Origin of the sequence: Thermocrinis albus DSM 14484 (assembly GCF_000025605.1) — a bacterium.
GTDB lineage: Bacteria > Aquificota > Aquificia > Aquificales > Aquificaceae > Thermocrinis > Thermocrinis albus.
On record NC_013894.1, the window covers coordinates 907143 to 922452 of the forward strand.

Consider the following 15310-nt stretch of genomic DNA (forward strand, 5'->3'; position numbering starts at 1 on the left):
ATTACCTTTATATGGGAGAGGCATGGATTACATAGAAGTCTTGGGTTGCAAAATAAAAAAGGATAGGTTGTACAGGATTAACGAGGAGAGAATGATCTTTCAATGGGTGAAGAGAGAAGGTAAAAGTGTGTACTCCGTAGGTTTTACTCCAATTCTTGCATACTTAATATATCCTGTGTATGCTATAAAGCTAAAACCTGTAGGTACTAAAGTGGAGTATGATGGTAATCTGGCCGTCATAGAGGCTGGGAAAAGGGTCCTAACTTTTCCATCACCTCTCACTGGAACTGTTGTGGAAGTCAACGGAACCCTAGAGAGGGATCCGTCTCCCATCGTAGCTGACCCTTACGGTGCATGGCTTGTAAAGATAGAATCCACCGATGTGGTCAATCTTAGAAAACTGAGAAAGGCACAGGATGTGGTAGAGATCTTCAGAAAGGTTATAATCAGAGAGGACATAGAATGTCTTCCAAGAAGCTGACGGGAGAGCGTGGCCGGCTGGTGCCGCCCCGGGACTTCAAATCCCGTGGAGGGTCGCTCCGGCGATCCTCGGAGGGTTCGATTCCCTTGCTCTCCCGTGCCTTATAATAAACTCTCATGGAACGTATAATCCTTGAAGTAGATGGTAAAGAGATAGAGGTACCCAAGGGTACCCCTCTGGGAGAAGTGTTTCGTCTGGCGGGAGTGCAGGATGCTATAGCGGGCAGGTTAGGTGACAGGATCTTGGATCTTCAGACACCTGTGCGGGAAGGTGGCAAGATAAAACCCATAAGGAAAGGTGATCCAGAAAGCTTAGAAGTTATGAGACATACTCTATCTCACATAATGGCACAGGCCCTGAAGGAGATATACGGTTACGATAGGGTACATCTGGGAGTAGGGCCTACAACGGAGGAAGGTTTTTACTACGATGTGGAAGTGGAGGGTATCAGCATAAGGGAGGAGGATCTGCCCATCATAGAGGAAAGAATGAGGCAGATAGTGAGCAGGAACCTTCCTATAGTGAGGCAGGAGGTGAGCAAAGAATACGCTCTAAAACTCTTTGAGAGTTTAAAGGAACCCTACAAGCTGGACATCATCAACAGGATACAGGAAGGTGATGTTATATCGGTGTACCAACAGGGAGAGTTTGTGGACCTGTGCAGGGGACCACACGTACCCAGTACAGGGATGGTGGGAGCCTTCAAGTTAACCCATGTGGCGGGTGCTTACTGGATGGGTGACGCCAGCAAGCCTATGTTACAGAGGATATACGGCATAGCCTACTGGGATGAAAAGGAGCTGGAAGACAGACTCAGATTCTACGAGGAGGTAAAGAGGAGAGACCACAGGAAGCTGGGAAAAGAATTGGAGATGTTCATGATAGACGAGGAGATAGGTGCGGGTCTCGTCATATGGTTACCCAAGGGGGGTATTTACCGTAAGGTTCTAGAAGATTACTGGAGGGAGGAGCATCTGAAAAGAGGTTACCAGCTAGTGTACACACCTCATATAGGAAACGCCAAACTGTGGCAAAAAAGTGGGCACCTCGATCATTACCGACAGAACATGTTCCCTCCCATGGAGCTCGAAGATGAAGAGTACTTCGTAAAACCCATGAACTGTCCTTTCCACATAGCCATTTACAAAAGTAAAGTGAGAAGTTACAGGGATCTACCTTTCCGACTGGCGGAGTTGGGTACCGTTTACCGGTACGAGATGTCTGGGGTACTTCATGGCCTTATGAGGGTAAGGGGTTTTACTCAGGATGATGCTCACATTATATGTAGACCTGATCAAGTGGATGATGTTATCCAAGAAACACTGGATTTTGCTATCAGTATGCTACGGGATTTTGGTTTTGATGAGTTTAAAGTGTATATATCCACCAAACCTGAAGATGCTATAGGCTCCGACGAACAGTGGGAAAAGGCAGAGAGCGCTCTCAAAAAAGCTGTGGAAAGTATGGGCTTAGAGTACGAAATAGACGAAGGTGGTGGCGCTTTCTATGGTCCTAAGATAGACGTAAAGATAAGGGATGCTCTAGGTAGACTGTGGCAGTGTTCCACAATCCAGTTTGATTTTAACCTGCCGGAGCGGTTTGATATGGAGTACGTGGGACCCGACAACAGAAGACACAGACCTTACATGATCCACAGAGCCATACTGGGTTCCATAGAGAGGTTTACAGGAGTCCTCTTAGAACACCATGCAGGATTGCTGCCCTTCTGGCTGGCACCCGTACAGGTTAGGGTACTGCCGGTACAAGAAAGGCATGTGGAGTATGCCAGAAGTGTGGCCAATACATTGAGGGAGGAAGGTTTCCGAGTGGAAGTAGACGAAAGGGACGAAAGACTAGGAGCCAAGATAAGGGATGCAGAACTCCAAAAGATTCCGTATGTTCTCATAGTAGGGGACAAAGAGATGCAGGATGGGAGTGTTTCCGTGAGAGGTAAAAGGGAAGGAGACCTGGGAAAGATGAGTCTACAGGATCTTTTGAGTTTTTTAAGAAGCGCCAACACAAAGCGCCAAAATGAAGCATTGCATAGAAAGTAATTGGGCCACTTTTCTGGCTCCTCTCTGTCCTCTTACTAAGAGGTTGTTTAGGACCTTGTTCAGAGTGAGAGTGATAGGTCTGGAAAGAATACCTCCCGACGCGTGTATAGTGGCCTCCAACCACAGAAGCCACTTGGACCCTCCTGTACTGAATGCCGTCTTTCCTCAACCTCTCATCTTTTTGGCAAAGGAGGAGCTCTTCCGCATACCCCTTTTAGGAAAGGCTCTTCCCCACATGGGAGCTCTACCTGTGAGAAGGGGATCAGGTGATCTGGATGTACTTCAGAAAGCGTTGGACCTGCTCCACAGAGGATGTAAAGTATGCGTGTTTCCGGAAGGTACGAGGGCCATGCCGGGAAGTTTTCTGAAGCCAAAGGCAGGTGTGGGCTTTCTGGCTATAAAGAGCAGGAAACCCGTCCTACCCGTATACATAGAGGGTACAGATCGTGTGCTTCCGAGGGGTAGGAAATTTCCTTTACCTGGCAGTGTCATAAAGGTGGTGATAGGGCAACCTGAGGTTTTTGAAGAGGAGGACTCCCCTCAGGGTTATAGAAAGGTGGCAGATACCATAATGGAGAGGATAAAGGCTCTCTCCTATGCCTGAACTCGTCTTCATAGTAGGCTTTCACAACTCAGGGAAGACCACTCTGGCGGAAAAGTTGGCTGTGGAACTCACCAAGATGGGCTTTAAGGTGGGTTACATAAAACACGATCCTAAAGGGCATGCCGTTACCGACAAAGAAGGTTCCGATAGCTTCCGTATGTTCCAGCTTTTGGATAAGGTGGCTGTTGTATCACCCCAAAGAACAACTTTTTACGAAAGGAGGGAAGATGACCCTATAAGTTTAGTGCAGGAGTACTTTAAGGACTGTCAGATTGTACTGCTGGAAGGCTGGAAGTTCATCCCGGGTTACAAAAGAATAAGCACCAGTCCCCAACTGGATGGATTTCCTGCCTACTCTAAAACTCTGGAGGAGGTAATAGCTTTTGTCTTGGCTAAATAGCAAGGTGCTCTTCTACCGTAGAGGTGCTCTGGGAGACACACTCCTTACTTTTCCCATCCTGGAGATCCTAAAGGGACGGGGAAATCACATAACCGCGGTAGGTAACACCGACTATCTCCTTTTGGCTAAGGAAGTTGGTTGGGTGGACGAGATCTTTTCGGAGATACCTATGGGAGAATACGAAATGGAAATACTGATAAGCGTAGATGGAAACGTATCCCCTTTTCCCAAAGAGAGGGTGTGGATAGTTGAGCATTATCTCAGAAGTTTACAGCTACCTTTAGATTTCTCGTGGGAACTGCCTATAGAACCTTCTCCCAACAGTCCGTTGGAAGGTTGCGCCCTCCTTCATGCCTCCAGTGGTTCTTTTGCCAAAATCCCTCCTCTGCATCTCTTCTACCAGATAGAGGACTTTCTCACTTCCTTAGGTATACGTGTGGTGTATCTGGTGGGTGAGGCAGATGCTTGGTTGAAAGGCCTGGTATGGCCTGTGTACGAGACCTTATCACCTCTACAACTGGCTAAGGATATGAAGAAAGCCTTTATGTTAGTAGGATTGGACAGTGGAGTGTCTCATCTGGCAGCTTATCTGGGGCTACCCACCTTCGTTTTCTATGGACCCACGGATCCAGTGGTGTGGAAACCTATAGGGAAAAAGGTTTTCCCCTTACATCTTGGACTTTCCTGCTCCCCTTGTTTTCCCCAAGTGTGTAACGAAAGAAAATGTTTCGATACCCAAACCCTTATGGAAAGGTTCAAGAAAACTTTCTATATTTATTTTTCATGAGGCTGTCGGAGCTGAGTGATAGACAGAGAGAGTTTCTTAAGAACATCTTTGAACTGGATCATTTGCCTGACACCACTTTGGAGGAGTTCTTGAAAGAGAAGGGTTGCCACCTTATGGAGTGTTTAGGGTGTGGGTGCCTTATCTTTCACGATGGGTACGAGTTCTGGAACCTCACCGAATGCTGCGACGATAACTCCAAACTGGTGGAAGGAGGTGTTTTATGCGAAATATGCTACTCAAGAAGTGCAGAGAACCTAAAACACTGGATCTTTTTCAGACCGACCTTTGTAAAAGAGGTAGATTTCAAAGGTAGGCTCTGATGCCCAAGATAACGGATATACAGGAGGTGAGGGAGTTTATAGAAAGATCCTCTCCCAAAACGGCCATCTACGTAGGCTGTGACTCCAGGCAGGTTGGGGATTTTACCGTCTTCGTGACAGTGGTGGTGGTGCACATAGACTCATGTAGAGGTGCCAAAATATTCTGGCAAGTGGACAAGGTGCGCCGGATAAGATCTCTGCGCCAGAGATTGATGGAGGAGGTAAACAGAGCGGTCTATATGGCACTCCAGATAGTGGATGTGGTGGGCGAAAGACCCTTTGAGGTTCATCTCGACATAAACCCCAACCCACAGCACTCCTCCTCAGTTATTCTAAGAGAGGCTATAGGTTACGTCATGGCACAAGGTCTCAAGCCTGTGGTGAAACCCCGAGCCATAGCAGCCTCTTCTGTGGCAGACTATATAACCGCATGCTACTAGATGGTATAATCATTGTGTGGCACGCAGAGCCCTTACCCTCATAGAGCTCTACAAAGAGACCCTAATACCCAACACCACATGCCTCAAAGAGATACTCAAAAAGTACCTTTACCTACACGAGAGGAAGGGAAGGGAACTTTCCATACTTCTGGTGGACGTAGACAATCTAAGAAAGATCAACAGGGAGAAGGGATACTTTTGGGGTAACACGGTGCTAATAAGTGTGGCCGACATTATCTCAAAAAGTGTAAGAAAGAGCGACGTGGCAGGTAAGTACAAAAGTGGTAGTTTTCTCATTCTCCTGCCTGAAACGGACAGTTCCGGAGCAGCTGTGGTGGTGGAAAGACTAAAGAAGAAACTGGAAGGCCTACAGGTGGATGGCATACCTGTGACTGTTACTATCGGAAGTGTCACATACCCTCACGACGGAGAGTGGGTGGAGGATCTGTTGACACATCTGGAGATTAAAGTAACGGAACTTAAGGGGAAACCCGTTCTTCACTTGACAAATCGAAAAGGGGAGGAGATAACCTTAGCCTTTCTACAGAGAGCTATTGAGGAGGATAGGGTTCTCCCTGTTTTCCAGCCTATACTGAGTCTTAAAGAAAATAAGATCTTTGGTTACGAAGTTCTGATGCGCATAGAGGGAGAGAACGGCCGGCTTATACCTGCCTCAATGTTCATTGAAAAGGCTCAGGATACTTCCCGCATGTCCGTGTTGGATGAAATAGTATGGAGGAAGGCATTTCAGGCATGGAAAAGAAAAGGTGTTCAAGGATATCTCTTTGTAAACTTCCCTTCTTACCTCACTACTTCTGTAGCTAAAGGTTTGGCGAGACTAGAGGAGTTTGCCAACGAACTGAGAACCGCCGGCATAGAACCTCAGCGGGTCTGTATAGAGATACCGGAAAGTAAGGTGTTGGGCACTACGGAACAGCTGGTGGAGTTTCTACAAGTGGTCAAAAACATGGGGTTTAAGGTGGCTGTAGATGACTTTGGTGTGGAACACTCCTCTGTGGAACGTCTTCTTAAAACGAAACCCCACATTGTTAAAGTAGACGGTTTCTTCCTGAGAGAAGAGAGACGCATCCTCAGATGGGTGATAGCAGGTTTACACCGACTGGGTTACAGGGTGGTTTTAGAGGGTGTTGAAAAAGAGGAAGACTTAGCTCTAGCCAAACGGTTAGGTGTAGAGTTTGTTCAAGGCTTTTACATCGGTATACCGGAGGTATGGGTTTGAACTGGAAAGACTTTGTGATACCTGCCGTAGACCTAAAGGAGGGGAAGGTAGTCAGGTTAGTGCGAGGTCTTATGGAAAGTGCCAAAAGTTACCAGGTAAGCCCGGAGGATATGGCCAGCCTTTTCCAAAGTAAGGGATTTGGCAAGATACACGTTGTGGATCTTGACGGAGCGGTGACAGGAAAACCCGTCAATCTTGAGGCCATAAAAAACATAAGGATGGTCTTTGGCGGGAGGATACAGGTGGGTGGCGGTATAAGAGACATTGAGAGACTAAAGATGTTGGACGACATAGGTGTGGATCTCTTCGTAGTGGGAACGGTAGCCGTTTATGATAGAAGAACCTTTGAGAAGATGTTGGAGCTCTTCCCCAACCGCGTGATCCTATCGGTAGACAGTAAGGGAGGACGCGTTACAGTAGGTGGCTGGAAGGAAGAAACTTCCTTAACCCCTCACCAGATGGCTCTCCAGTATGATCACCTTCCCATATGGGGTTACCTTTACACCAACGTGGACCGAGACGGTACGTTGGAGGGCGTTGATCCTCAACCTTACTTATCTTTCAAGAAGTGGGTAAAGAAACCCGTTTTAGCGTCAGGTGGAGTTGCCTCCATAGAGGACGTCATTAAATTAATGGGCGTGGTAGAAGGTGTTGTGGTGGGCAAAGCCATCTACGAGGGAAGAATACCTCTATGAGAAAAGTAGGTGTGTTACTGTTAAACATGGGCGGGCCGGACTCCTTGGAGGCTGTTCAACCCTTCCTCTACAATCTCTTTTCTGATCACGACATAATAGCCATACCACGTCTCATACAGAAACCTGTTGCTTGGATCATATCCCATGTGCGAGCCAAGAAGACCATGACCTATTACCGGTACATGGGTGGAAAGTCACCCCAGAAGGAACAAACCTTAGAGCAAGCTCAGAAACTGCAAGAGGTTCTCGGAGATGGGTTTTTAGTAAAGGTGGGTATGAGATACTGGCACCCCTTCATAGAGGAAGCCCTACAGGAGATGGAGAGCTACCCCCTTTCTGGCCTCATCCTCTTACCCATGTACCCACAGTACAGTAGGACCACTACAGGTTCCTCCTTCAATGAGTTCGACAGAGTCTTTCCAAAGTCCCAAATGAGTTTTCTACCTGTGGTGAAGATACAGCATTATTACGATCACCCTCTTTACATACAGGCTATGGTGGAGAACATCAAGGAGAACCTACCCAACTGGCAGGACTACTTTTTCTTGTTCTCCGCCCACAGCTTACCGATCAGTGTTATCAAGAAGGGAGATCCTTATCAATTTCAGACAGAGAGGACAGTGCAGCTGATAATGCAACATTTCCCAGGAGTTAACTACGCACTGGCCTATCAGAGTAAGGTAGGTCCCGTAAAGTGGCTACAACCAGAAACAGAAAAAGTACTAGAGGATGTTATCAAACGGGGTGTGAAAAAAGTAGCGGTGATTCCCGTATCCTTCGTCAACGAACACTCAGAAACTCTGTACGAGCTAGACTATCAGTACGGAAATATGGCAAGATCGTTGGGTGTGGAAGACTACGTCCGTATACCTACTCTCAGAACCCATCCCACCTTCGTAAGGTGCTTAGCGGATCTTGTGCTGTCGCACGCTCTCCAGCACCAGCTTATAGGGAACTGAACACCCAGTCCAGATCCTCAGACTCTCCAGACCTTGGTACAACAGCATAGGAAGCCCATCAGAGTACTTTGCCCCCACCTCCTTAGCTCTTCTTATCAGTGCCGTCTCTCTGTAGTAAATGATGTCCAGTATGCTGTGATGACTATCTATGAGTTGGTAGTCAAAGAGAGGTTCCTCTGAGGGGGTGGTGTTGACGATAAGGTCCACGTGTTTCACCACCTCCTCCGGCCTATCCACCACCTGTAGCTGAAACCTCTCCGCAAGGGACACAGCCTTCTCCTTGGTTCTGTTCCAAAGATACACTTCCCACCCCTCCTGCCTAAGAGCGTAGGCAACAGCACGGGAGGAACCACCTGCTCCCAGCAGGAGAGCTTTACCTTTGCTCAGCTGCATGTCCCACAAACTTTTGAGAAAACCTATCCAGTCGGTGTTGTAAGCCTTTATGATACCGTCTTCCAAAAGGAGGGTGTTGGCAGCTCCTATGACCTCTGTGTGATGATCCATCCAGTCTACCAAATCCAAAACCCTCTCTTTGTGAGGTATAGTAACGTTAACACCCCTCACACCGAGAACTTTAAGCCCCTTGATGGCCTCACTCAGATCCTCCGGCTTCACCTCAAAAGGTACATAGATGGCATCAACTCCCAGATACCGGAGAGCGAAGTTTTGAAAGACAGGAGATAGGGAGTGGGAGACCGGATATCCTATGAGTCCGTACAAAAGCATATCACCTAAGTTGGTACTTAGGTGTTACTATCTCCACCTTCTGAGCCCACGGTATGTTGCCCCGTATGGCTATGTCCACTACATCTTTCACACTGGCATCCACTATGGGACAGTCGGTACATCCTCCTTCAAACTGAAGGTATATCTCACCCTCCCTTATGTCTACCACCTTCAGATTTCCATGATGTTCCTTCAGAGCCGGCCTTATCTTCTCCAAAACTGCCTCCACTTCTCTCAGCTTTTCTTCCTCCATGATATCACACCTCCGACTCTTTTATAAGATCTTGGATCTGCATCCAGAGATCTCCTTGTGTGTCCTCATCTATGTCCATGAGCCTCATAAAACCCTTGAGAGTGAGCTTGTCCAGAACTACGGGGGCTATATCGTCCTCCTCCAACTTACAAAGACCGTAGTTCCAAAGGAGATCCTTCACCTTCGGGTACTTTTCCAAAAGATCCTTCATTACAGTGTCAAGCGTGACTCTATCCTTCATAGTTCTTTCACCTTCCTCACAAAGAGATGATACTCACCACCCTCCTCGTACATACCCAAAAACTCCTGGCCGGTTGCCTTACACCAAGCAGGTATATCCTCCACCACCCCCGGATCATCTGCTATAAGTTCCAGAACTTGTCCTATCTGCATCTGCTTTACCATCTTGGCAGTCTCTGCCACAGGAACTGGGCAAAAGGTACCTACCACGTCATGTACCACGTCAGCCTTTATATCCTCCATCATGTCACACCCGCCCTGTGATGTATTTTAATCTGGTCAAGAAACTCATCCTCTGCAGGAACACCCCGCAAGACAACCTCTCTACCATCCGATAAATGTATAAGCACCTCAGCTTCCTCCCTTTTGGAGTACCTTGCCACTATGTTGGCTATAAGTTGAAGGTCTTCCTCACTGGGGTCTCCCTTTATTAGGGCAAAGGTTCCTTTACCGTCAAGGCGACGTGCGTAAGAGTATCTACTCCTGAAACCCTGCAGAAAGTTCACCTCGCCTTCGTGGCGTGCTACTATTACCTTTACTCCTGAGGGGAGTCTCAGATGTCTTCCCACCGAGAAAAGGACTAGGTCATCTTCCGTAATCTTACCCTCCACGCTGAGAGCTTCTTTAAACCTGAAAGCGTAGGTTTCATCAGTAAGATAACAACATCCACCCGCCGGTTGTTGGTACTCAAGACCGTACCTCTTGGCAAGTTCTATCTGTACTTTCCTACCTCTTCCTCTGATACCCAGTAGTCTCTCTCTGTCTACCCATCCCAGCTTTTCAGGAATGGTGGGTGGTAAAAGCTTTGCGGAAAGGGGTCTAAGTACTAGGCCTTTGAGATCTGCCTCTTCTTCTATAAGCATAAGACGTTGGTATGTCTGACTCATAGGTCTCTGGCCTAGCACTTCTCCCGTTACCACAAACTGGTAGCCCTCCTTCTCCATTATCTCCTTAGCTTTTCTAAGCATCATTATCCTACAGTCTACGCAAGGGTTCACATTCTTCCCATAACCGTACTTGGGATTCAGCAGGACATGAATGTACTCCTTAGAGATATCCACTATCTCTATGGGGACACCCAGCTGGGCTGCTGCTCGAAGAGCTGGGTTGACATACTGCTGTCCGTCTTCTCTCCGCAGGCCAAGGCGTCTCTTGTGCTCCGTTATACAGAAACCTGTGTAAAAGTGAAGGGCCTTTATCTCTACGCCTTGGTCCTGCAGGAGGCGGACAGCTAGAGAACTATCAAGCCCTCCTGAGAGAAGAGCAACAGCCCTTACCTTCATGTGGACAGAAACTCAAACTCCTTGCTGTCTTCTTCCTCTTCCTCGTAGCAACCGGGTATCTTCTCAGCTTCTTCCAGTCTACCTTGTTTGATGAGGTAGTCCTTTATAGCCACGTGAAGGGTTTCCAAACCCAGGTTGGTGCAATGAATCTTTTGAGGAGGAAGACCTCCCAGCTCATCGAAGATGTCCTTGTAGGTAAGATTGAGAGCGTAGCTGATGGGTTTACCCTTTATCATCTCTGTGAGCATAGAAGAAACAGCTATGGCAGAACCACACCCGAAGGTCTTAAACCTTACATCCTCTATAACGTCGTTTTCGGGGTTTATCTTAAGGGTAAAGAGCATGGCGTCACCACAGGCGGGGTTTCCGCATTGACCTACCGCATTAGCATCTTCCAAAACTCCCACGTTCCTGGGGTTAAGGAAATGGTCCAGCACCTTCTCACTGTATTCAAACATTTCTATCACCTCCTTTCCGGGTATTTACGGTTATCAATATATGTGATCCAGAAAGATGTTACTATGATGCTTATCAAGAATCTTTGCGAGTTATTTCTGAAAGTTCACGGGCAGCGGCATACAGAACAGCTTCTGCCACCACCTGGCCGTTCACTTTTGCTACACCCTTCATCTTGGAGAGGGTTTTCTTGAGGGATATAACCTCCAGCTCCAGAAGAAGCTGATCTCCCGGAAACACAGGTTTTTTAAAACGTGCCTCGTCTATACCTGCAAACACCACCGCGTACTTACCCACCTGTAGGTCCAGGGACTTTATCATGAGAATACCACCCACCTGGGCCATAGCCTCCAGTATGTACACTCCCGGCATGAGAGGAAAACCAGGAAAGTGTCCCTGAAAGTAAGGCTCGTTAACGGAAACGTTCTTTACACCCACTATCCTCTTACCCAGCTCCATGTGAAGGATCTTATCTACAAGGAGTAGGGGGTAGCGGTGAGGAAGGATCTCCATAATCTGTCTTGCATCCAGTTCCATGGTGAGAGTATTATATATCTCATGGAGGAGAAACTCAGGAAGTATTGCAAAGAGACGGACATTCCTCAGCTGGTAAAGAGGGTGGAAGAAAAACTGAAGAGGACCTCTCCTACCATGGAGTACGTGAGGAACCTTATCTTGGATGTGAAGCTCTTTTTGAGGCTACTCACCGACGAGGAGTTTGATCTTAAAGAAGAGGCTAAGAGGGATATGGTGTGTGCCCTCCTGTACTTTGTGGAAGAGAAGGACAGTATACCTGACTGGTTTCCCATCATAGGATTATGGGATGACTATAAAGTGGTAAGATACGTCAAAAATAAGCATGCTGACGAGATAGCGAGATATTTTTCTGTAACTAAGCATTTTATAGCCAACTATTTCTGATGGTTAGGTTTCTTTTGACACGATTTTTTCAGAGTATTTTGGTGCTTTTGAGTGTCACTTTTATATCCTTTACCCTTATTAAACTCTCACCGGCAGACTATTTTGAACAGTTCAAACTTAACCCTCAGATATCACCGGAAACTATACAAAAACTGAGGAAAATGTATGGATTGGATGATCCTCTCCTCCTTCAGTACTTTAAATGGCTTACAGCAGCGCTACGCTTTGATCTTGGGATATCCCTCCAGTACAACACTCCTGTGACAGATCTCATAAGGGAGAGGATAGGTAAAACACTGGCTCTTACTGTTCCATCTGCGGTAATATCGTGGGTGGCAGCTTCCTTTCTAGGGCTACTGGCAGGCTTTAGAGAAGGAACATGGATAGACAGAGCTGTACGTATCTTCTCTTATACCTTCATGTCCATGCCTTCCTTCTTCCTGGCCTTTATACTGCTCTTTTTCCTCGCGCGAGGGGGGTATCTTCAACCTGGTGGCACCTCCAGTCTCCTGGTAGGCATAACCACCCTGAGCTTGATATCCACCGCCGGTCTTGTGAGACTTATGCGTAGCGCTGTGATAGAGGTTCTCCACAGTCCCACGGTGGTGATGCTGAGGGCAAAAGGTGCCACCACAGGGGTTATGATGAAACATGTGGTGAGAAACGCTATGAACCCTTTCATCACCTTGATAGGGTATGAGATAGCGGGGCTTATATCCGGTGCTGCCCTTATAGAGGTGGTGGTAGGCTGGCCAGGACTGGGAGAGCTTATGCTGAACGCTGTTCTCTCACAGGATCTCTTTTTGGTCATGGGTGGCCTGTACATAGGAACTATAATGCTGATAGTGGGAAACCTCATAGCAGACATAATCCTTGCCCTGGTGGACCCAAGGGTAAGGGAAAAGGAGATAAAACTTAAGGAGGTAAAGCTATGAAGAAAGTGGCGATACTTTTGGCAGACGGTTTTGAAGAAGTGGAAGCTATAGCAGTCATAGATGTGTTGAGGCGAGGTGGCGTGCAGGTTCTGATAGCGGGACTCAGTAAAGACCCCGTGAGTAGCGCCCGTCAGGTGAGGGTTTTGCCCGACGTGAGTGTGGACCAGCTTAATCCCGAAGAACTGGACATGGTGGTTTTACCGGGAGGTACGGAAGGTGTGGAAAAACTTAAGGCTGATCCCCGTGTAGAGAAACTGATTCAGGCTATGTACCAAAAGAGGAAACTGGTGGGTGCCATCTGTGCAGCTCCCACAGCTCTGGCCAAGTTCGGCGTGCTGGAGGGTAAAAAAGCCACCGTATACCCTTCCCTGGTGGAGCAGATAAAACCCGCCACCTTTGTAAATGAAAAGGTAGTGGAAGACGATAATGTGGTGACCAGCCAAGGACCAGGGACAGCTCTCCTCTTTGGTCTGAAACTGCTAGAAAAGCTGGAAGGAAGGGAGAAGGCTGTGGAGGTGGCCAAACGTATGCTGGTAGATTACACATGATTCAGGTAAGAGTAAGACCAGGTATAGAAGACAAGATAAAAGGCTTTTTCCCATGGGTTTATAAACCAGAAATAGCCAGTGTAAGTAAGAAACCAGGCAAGGGTGACTGGGTGGTGGTGAGGGATGCTGGGGGTCATTTCCTAGGCTACGGGTACATAAATCCTGAAACCAAGATAAGTGTAAGACTTCTGTCTTTCCAAAAGGAGGAAAAGCCCAGCAAAGAGCTCATAAAGAAACGTTTAGAGGAAGCTTACAGCTATAGGAAGAGACTGTATATCAACAGCAACGCCTACAGATTGGTGCATTCGGAGGGAGATCTGTTACCTGGCCTTATAGTGGATGTTTACGATAGGTACGTGGTGGTGGAGTTTACCACCTACGGCATGTACAAGATGAAGGACTGGATAGTATCCTCCTTGGTTGAGCTTTTGAACCCGGTAGGTGTGTACGAAAAAGTCAACGAGTTTGCCAAGAGTGTAGAGGGATTTGATGCAGAAGAGGGTGTTCTTTACGGAGAGGTTCCTCAGGAGGTGATCATATGGGAACACGATCTTAAGTACTACGTCAACATAGTGAAAGGCCAAAAGACTGGATTCTTTTTAGACCAAAGGAAGGCAAGGAAACTCATAAGGGATCTTGTAGAGCCAGGTGATCTGTGTCTGGACCTCTTCTGTCATACAGGGGGATTTGCCCTCAACATGAAGAGAAAGGGTGCCAAGGAGGTGATAGCGGTAGATATATCCGCACCGGCTTTGGAGACAGGTAAAAAGAACGCTCAACTCAACAACCTGGACGGAATTCACTGGGTTGAAGACAACGCCTTTGACTTCCTCAGAAAGATGCACAAAGAGGGAAACCAGTTTGATGTAGTGGTCATTGATCCTCCATCTTTTACCAAGACGAAAGCTTCTTTGGAGAACGCTCTGAGAGGTTACAAAGAGCTGTGTGTGAGAGGCCTGCATGTAACAAAGAGGGGTGGATACCTGGCTATATACTCCTGCTCCTTTCACATCACCCGTGAACATCTCCTTCAAGTGATAACAGAGGCGGCCAAAGACACAAAGAGGATGGTGAGAGTTATAGGAGAGAGTACCCAGGATTTAGATCATCCGTGGATCCTGCAGATGCCTAACACCCTCTACCTTAAAGGTATTTACCTGGAGGTGTTGTGATGGAAGCTTATCAGGCTGTACTGCTGGGAGTGGTAGAAGGTCTTACAGAGTTTTTACCCATATCTTCCACCGGACACCTTATTCTCACAAGCCACATCATGGGTATTCCCCAGGATTCCTTCACCAAGAGTTTTGAGATATCCATACAGATGGGTGCTATAATGGCGGTGCTTTTCCTTTACTGGAGACGCATAGTGAAGAACCCCCAACTCTGGAAGAGGATCATAGTGGCCTTCTTTCCGACAGGTGTTTTGGGCTTTCTCCTTTACAAGCTTGTAAAGAACTACCTTATAGGAAACGATCTGGTCACTTCACTGGCGCTGATAGGGGGAGGACTGTTCCTCCTGGTGGCTGACAGGGTGTGTAGTAAATTCTGTTACATAAGAAACGTGGAAGATCTACCTCTTCTTAGGGCCTTTGCCATAGGTGTCTTTCAGGCATTGGCGATGGTACCCGGAGTATCACGCAGTGGTGCCACCATCATCGGAGGTATGTTGATGGGTCTTAACAGGAAGGCGGCCACCGAGTTCTCCTTCCTTCTGGCTATACCCACCATGATGGCGGCCACATCTTATGACCTCTACAAGAGCCACCACAACTTTCAGTGGCAAGAGTGGCATCTTCTTCTTCTGGGTTTTGTTTCCGCCTTTCTCAGTGCTCTTCTGGCCGTTAAAGTTTTTCTTCGGTTTGTATCCTCTCACAGCTTTGTTCCCTTTGGTGTCTACAGAATACTGGTGGGAGCTCTGTATTTATCCATCTTTTATCTTTGAGGAACTAACTTATAAAATATATCTTC

22 protein-coding genes and 1 tRNA gene are annotated in these 15310 nt (G+C 47.4%); 16 read left to right on the forward strand and 7 right to left on the reverse strand.

Translation table 11 applies throughout. The features are described from left to right. The first annotated feature begins 22 nt into the window (after positions 1-22). From THAL_RS04915 to hemH, 11 genes are all read left to right on the forward strand, one after another. Entirely contained in the window at positions 23-481 is a 459-nt protein-coding gene (locus THAL_RS04915) for a glycine cleavage system protein H (protein ID WP_012992003.1), read from the forward strand. Between the two features lies 1 nt (position 482). Beyond that, positions 483-578, forward strand: a tRNA-Sec gene (locus THAL_RS08350). Positions 579-597: 19 nt separating this feature from the next. After that, positions 598-2535 (forward strand): threonine--tRNA ligase, encoded by a 1938-nt coding sequence (gene thrS, locus THAL_RS04920; RefSeq protein WP_012992004.1) that lies wholly within the window; start codon positions 598-600, stop codon positions 2533-2535. Positions 2536-2599: 64 nt separating this feature from the next. Continuing rightward, positions 2600-3139 carry a lysophospholipid acyltransferase family protein gene (locus THAL_RS04925; protein WP_245522255.1) on the forward strand — a complete coding sequence of 180 codons (540 nt, stop codon included), beginning with the start codon at positions 2600-2602 and terminating at the stop codon, positions 3137-3139. After that, complete coding sequence (locus THAL_RS04930; RefSeq protein ID WP_012992006.1) at positions 3132-3539, forward strand: molybdopterin-guanine dinucleotide biosynthesis protein B; 408 nt, start codon at positions 3132-3134, stop codon at positions 3537-3539. The genes THAL_RS04925 and THAL_RS04930 overlap by 8 nt, the downstream gene beginning before the upstream one ends. Continuing rightward, the gene (locus THAL_RS04935) at positions 3523-4326 is read left to right on the forward strand and encodes a glycosyltransferase family 9 protein (protein WP_012992007.1); all 804 of its coding nucleotides are present in this window, start codon (positions 3523-3525) and stop codon (positions 4324-4326) included. Before THAL_RS04930 ends, THAL_RS04935 begins: the two co-directional genes overlap by 17 nt. Then, positions 4323-4646 (forward strand): hypothetical protein, encoded by a 324-nt coding sequence (locus THAL_RS04940; protein ID WP_012992008.1) that lies wholly within the window; start codon positions 4323-4325, stop codon positions 4644-4646. Before THAL_RS04935 ends, THAL_RS04940 begins: the two co-directional genes overlap by 4 nt. Beyond that, positions 4646-5086 carry a ribonuclease H-like YkuK family protein gene (locus THAL_RS04945; RefSeq protein ID WP_012992009.1) on the forward strand — a complete coding sequence of 147 codons (441 nt, stop codon included), beginning with the start codon at positions 4646-4648 and terminating at the stop codon, positions 5084-5086. Before THAL_RS04940 ends, THAL_RS04945 begins: the two co-directional genes overlap by 1 nt. A 16-nt stretch (positions 5087-5102) precedes the next feature. Next, positions 5103-6326 (forward strand): EAL domain-containing protein, encoded by a 1224-nt coding sequence (locus tag THAL_RS04950; protein ID WP_012992010.1) that lies wholly within the window; start codon positions 5103-5105, stop codon positions 6324-6326. After that, positions 6317-7021, forward strand: coding sequence for a 1-(5-phosphoribosyl)-5-[(5-phosphoribosylamino)methylideneamino]imidazole-4-carboxamide isomerase (hisA, locus tag THAL_RS04955; protein ID WP_041434102.1), 705 nt, complete (start codon positions 6317-6319; stop codon positions 7019-7021). Before THAL_RS04950 ends, hisA begins: the two co-directional genes overlap by 10 nt. Further along, positions 7018-7980, forward strand: coding sequence for a ferrochelatase (gene hemH, locus THAL_RS04960; protein WP_012992012.1), 963 nt, complete (start codon positions 7018-7020; stop codon positions 7978-7980). Before hisA ends, hemH begins: the two co-directional genes overlap by 4 nt. Here the strand turns inward: hemH and aroE are convergent. The 7 genes from aroE to fabZ all read right to left on the reverse strand — a co-directional run bounded on the left by aroE (position 7927) and on the right by fabZ (position 11469). Continuing rightward, on the reverse strand, positions 7927-8706 hold the full coding sequence (gene aroE / locus THAL_RS04965; RefSeq protein WP_012992013.1) for a shikimate dehydrogenase: 780 nt from the start codon (positions 8704-8706) through the stop codon (positions 7927-7929). The genes hemH and aroE overlap by 54 nt on opposite strands. Before the next feature lies 1 nt (position 8707). Continuing rightward, entirely contained in the window at positions 8708-8959 is a 252-nt protein-coding gene (locus THAL_RS04970) for a NifU family protein (protein ID WP_012992014.1), read from the reverse strand. Positions 8960-8963: 4 nt separating this feature from the next. Next, on the reverse strand, positions 8964-9200 hold the full coding sequence (locus tag THAL_RS04975; RefSeq protein WP_012992015.1) for a DUF1858 domain-containing protein: 237 nt from the start codon (positions 9198-9200) through the stop codon (positions 8964-8966). Beyond that, a complete protein-coding gene (locus tag THAL_RS04980) occupies positions 9197-9445 on the reverse strand; it encodes a sulfurtransferase TusA family protein (protein ID WP_012992016.1) in 249 nt (82 codons plus the stop codon). The genes THAL_RS04975 and THAL_RS04980 overlap by 4 nt, the downstream gene beginning before the upstream one ends. Further along, complete coding sequence (locus THAL_RS04985) at positions 9442-10482, reverse strand: hypothetical protein (protein WP_012992017.1); 1041 nt, start codon at positions 10480-10482, stop codon at positions 9442-9444. Before THAL_RS04985 ends, THAL_RS04980 begins: the two co-directional genes overlap by 4 nt. Beyond that, on the reverse strand, positions 10479-10940 hold the full coding sequence (locus THAL_RS04990; protein ID WP_012992018.1) for an iron-sulfur cluster assembly scaffold protein: 462 nt from the start codon (positions 10938-10940) through the stop codon (positions 10479-10481). Before THAL_RS04990 ends, THAL_RS04985 begins: the two co-directional genes overlap by 4 nt. Before the next feature lie 73 nt (positions 10941-11013). Next, positions 11014-11469: a 3-hydroxyacyl-ACP dehydratase FabZ gene (gene fabZ, locus THAL_RS04995; protein WP_083762877.1), complete on the reverse strand. Its 456-nt coding sequence runs from the start codon at positions 11467-11469 to the stop codon at positions 11014-11016. A gap of 27 nt (positions 11470-11496) precedes the next feature. Here fabZ and THAL_RS05000 point away from each other — a divergent pair, with 27 nt between their 5' ends. Genes THAL_RS05000 through THAL_RS05020 form a run of 5 tightly spaced genes read left to right on the forward strand, consistent with a single transcriptional unit; the run spans position 11497 to position 15284 of the window. Continuing rightward, positions 11497-11859 (forward strand): DUF1232 domain-containing protein, encoded by a 363-nt coding sequence (locus THAL_RS05000; protein ID WP_012992020.1) that lies wholly within the window; start codon positions 11497-11499, stop codon positions 11857-11859. After that, positions 11859-12794, forward strand: coding sequence for an ABC transporter permease (locus THAL_RS05005; protein WP_012992021.1), 936 nt, complete (start codon positions 11859-11861; stop codon positions 12792-12794). Before THAL_RS05000 ends, THAL_RS05005 begins: the two co-directional genes overlap by 1 nt. Then, positions 12791-13342, forward strand: a complete 552-nt coding sequence (locus THAL_RS05010; RefSeq protein ID WP_012992022.1) for a DJ-1 family glyoxalase III — start codon at positions 12791-12793, stop codon at positions 13340-13342. Before THAL_RS05005 ends, THAL_RS05010 begins: the two co-directional genes overlap by 4 nt. Then, on the forward strand, positions 13339-14514 hold the full coding sequence (locus THAL_RS05015) for a class I SAM-dependent rRNA methyltransferase (RefSeq protein ID WP_012992023.1): 1176 nt from the start codon (positions 13339-13341) through the stop codon (positions 14512-14514). The genes THAL_RS05010 and THAL_RS05015 overlap by 4 nt, the downstream gene beginning before the upstream one ends. Further along, the gene (locus THAL_RS05020; protein WP_012992024.1) at positions 14514-15284 is read left to right on the forward strand and encodes an undecaprenyl-diphosphate phosphatase; all 771 of its coding nucleotides are present in this window, start codon (positions 14514-14516) and stop codon (positions 15282-15284) included. Before THAL_RS05015 ends, THAL_RS05020 begins: the two co-directional genes overlap by 1 nt. The last annotated feature ends 26 nt before the right edge of the window (positions 15285-15310 follow it).

Bases quoted from the DNA above. Each gene is read 5' to 3' on its own strand.
- THAL_RS04990 (WP_012992018.1), bottom strand. From the start codon at position 10,940: ATGTTTGAATACAGTGAGAAGGTGCTGGACCATTTCCTTAACCCCAGG.
- THAL_RS04985 (WP_012992017.1), bottom strand. From the start codon at position 10,482: ATGAAGGTAAGGGCTGTTGCTCTTCTCTCAGGAGGGCTTGATAGTTCT.
- THAL_RS04940 (WP_012992008.1), top strand. From the start codon at position 4,323: ATGAGGCTGTCGGAGCTGAGTGATAGACAGAGAGAGTTTCTTAAGAAC.
- THAL_RS04975 (WP_012992015.1), bottom strand. From the start codon at position 9,200: ATGAAGGATAGAGTCACGCTTGACACTGTAATGAAGGATCTTTTGGAA.
- THAL_RS05020 (WP_012992024.1), top strand. From the start codon at position 14,514: ATGGAAGCTTATCAGGCTGTACTGCTGGGAGTGGTAGAAGGTCTTACA.
- THAL_RS04970 (WP_012992014.1), bottom strand. From the start codon at position 8,959: ATGGAGGAAGAAAAGCTGAGAGAAGTGGAGGCAGTTTTGGAGAAGATA.
- THAL_RS05010 (WP_012992022.1), top strand. From the start codon at position 12,791: ATGAAGAAAGTGGCGATACTTTTGGCAGACGGTTTTGAAGAAGTGGAA.
- THAL_RS04945 (WP_012992009.1), top strand. From the start codon at position 4,646: ATGCCCAAGATAACGGATATACAGGAGGTGAGGGAGTTTATAGAAAGA.
- THAL_RS04980 (WP_012992016.1), bottom strand. From the start codon at position 9,445: ATGATGGAGGATATAAAGGCTGACGTGGTACATGACGTGGTAGGTACC.
- hemH (WP_012992012.1), top strand. From the start codon at position 7,018: ATGAGAAAAGTAGGTGTGTTACTGTTAAACATGGGCGGGCCGGACTCC.
- THAL_RS05015 (WP_012992023.1), top strand. From the start codon at position 13,339: ATGATTCAGGTAAGAGTAAGACCAGGTATAGAAGACAAGATAAAAGGC.
- hisA (WP_041434102.1), top strand. From the start codon at position 6,317: ATGGGTTTGAACTGGAAAGACTTTGTGATACCTGCCGTAGACCTAAAG.
- THAL_RS04915 (WP_012992003.1), top strand. From the start codon at position 23: ATGGATTACATAGAAGTCTTGGGTTGCAAAATAAAAAAGGATAGGTTG.
- THAL_RS05000 (WP_012992020.1), top strand. From the start codon at position 11,497: ATGGAGGAGAAACTCAGGAAGTATTGCAAAGAGACGGACATTCCTCAG.
- aroE (WP_012992013.1), bottom strand. From the start codon at position 8,706: ATGCTTTTGTACGGACTCATAGGATATCCGGTCTCCCACTCCCTATCT.
- THAL_RS04930 (WP_012992006.1), top strand. From the start codon at position 3,132: ATGCCTGAACTCGTCTTCATAGTAGGCTTTCACAACTCAGGGAAGACC.
- thrS (WP_012992004.1), top strand. From the start codon at position 598: ATGGAACGTATAATCCTTGAAGTAGATGGTAAAGAGATAGAGGTACCC.
- THAL_RS05005 (WP_012992021.1), top strand. From the start codon at position 11,859: ATGGTTAGGTTTCTTTTGACACGATTTTTTCAGAGTATTTTGGTGCTT.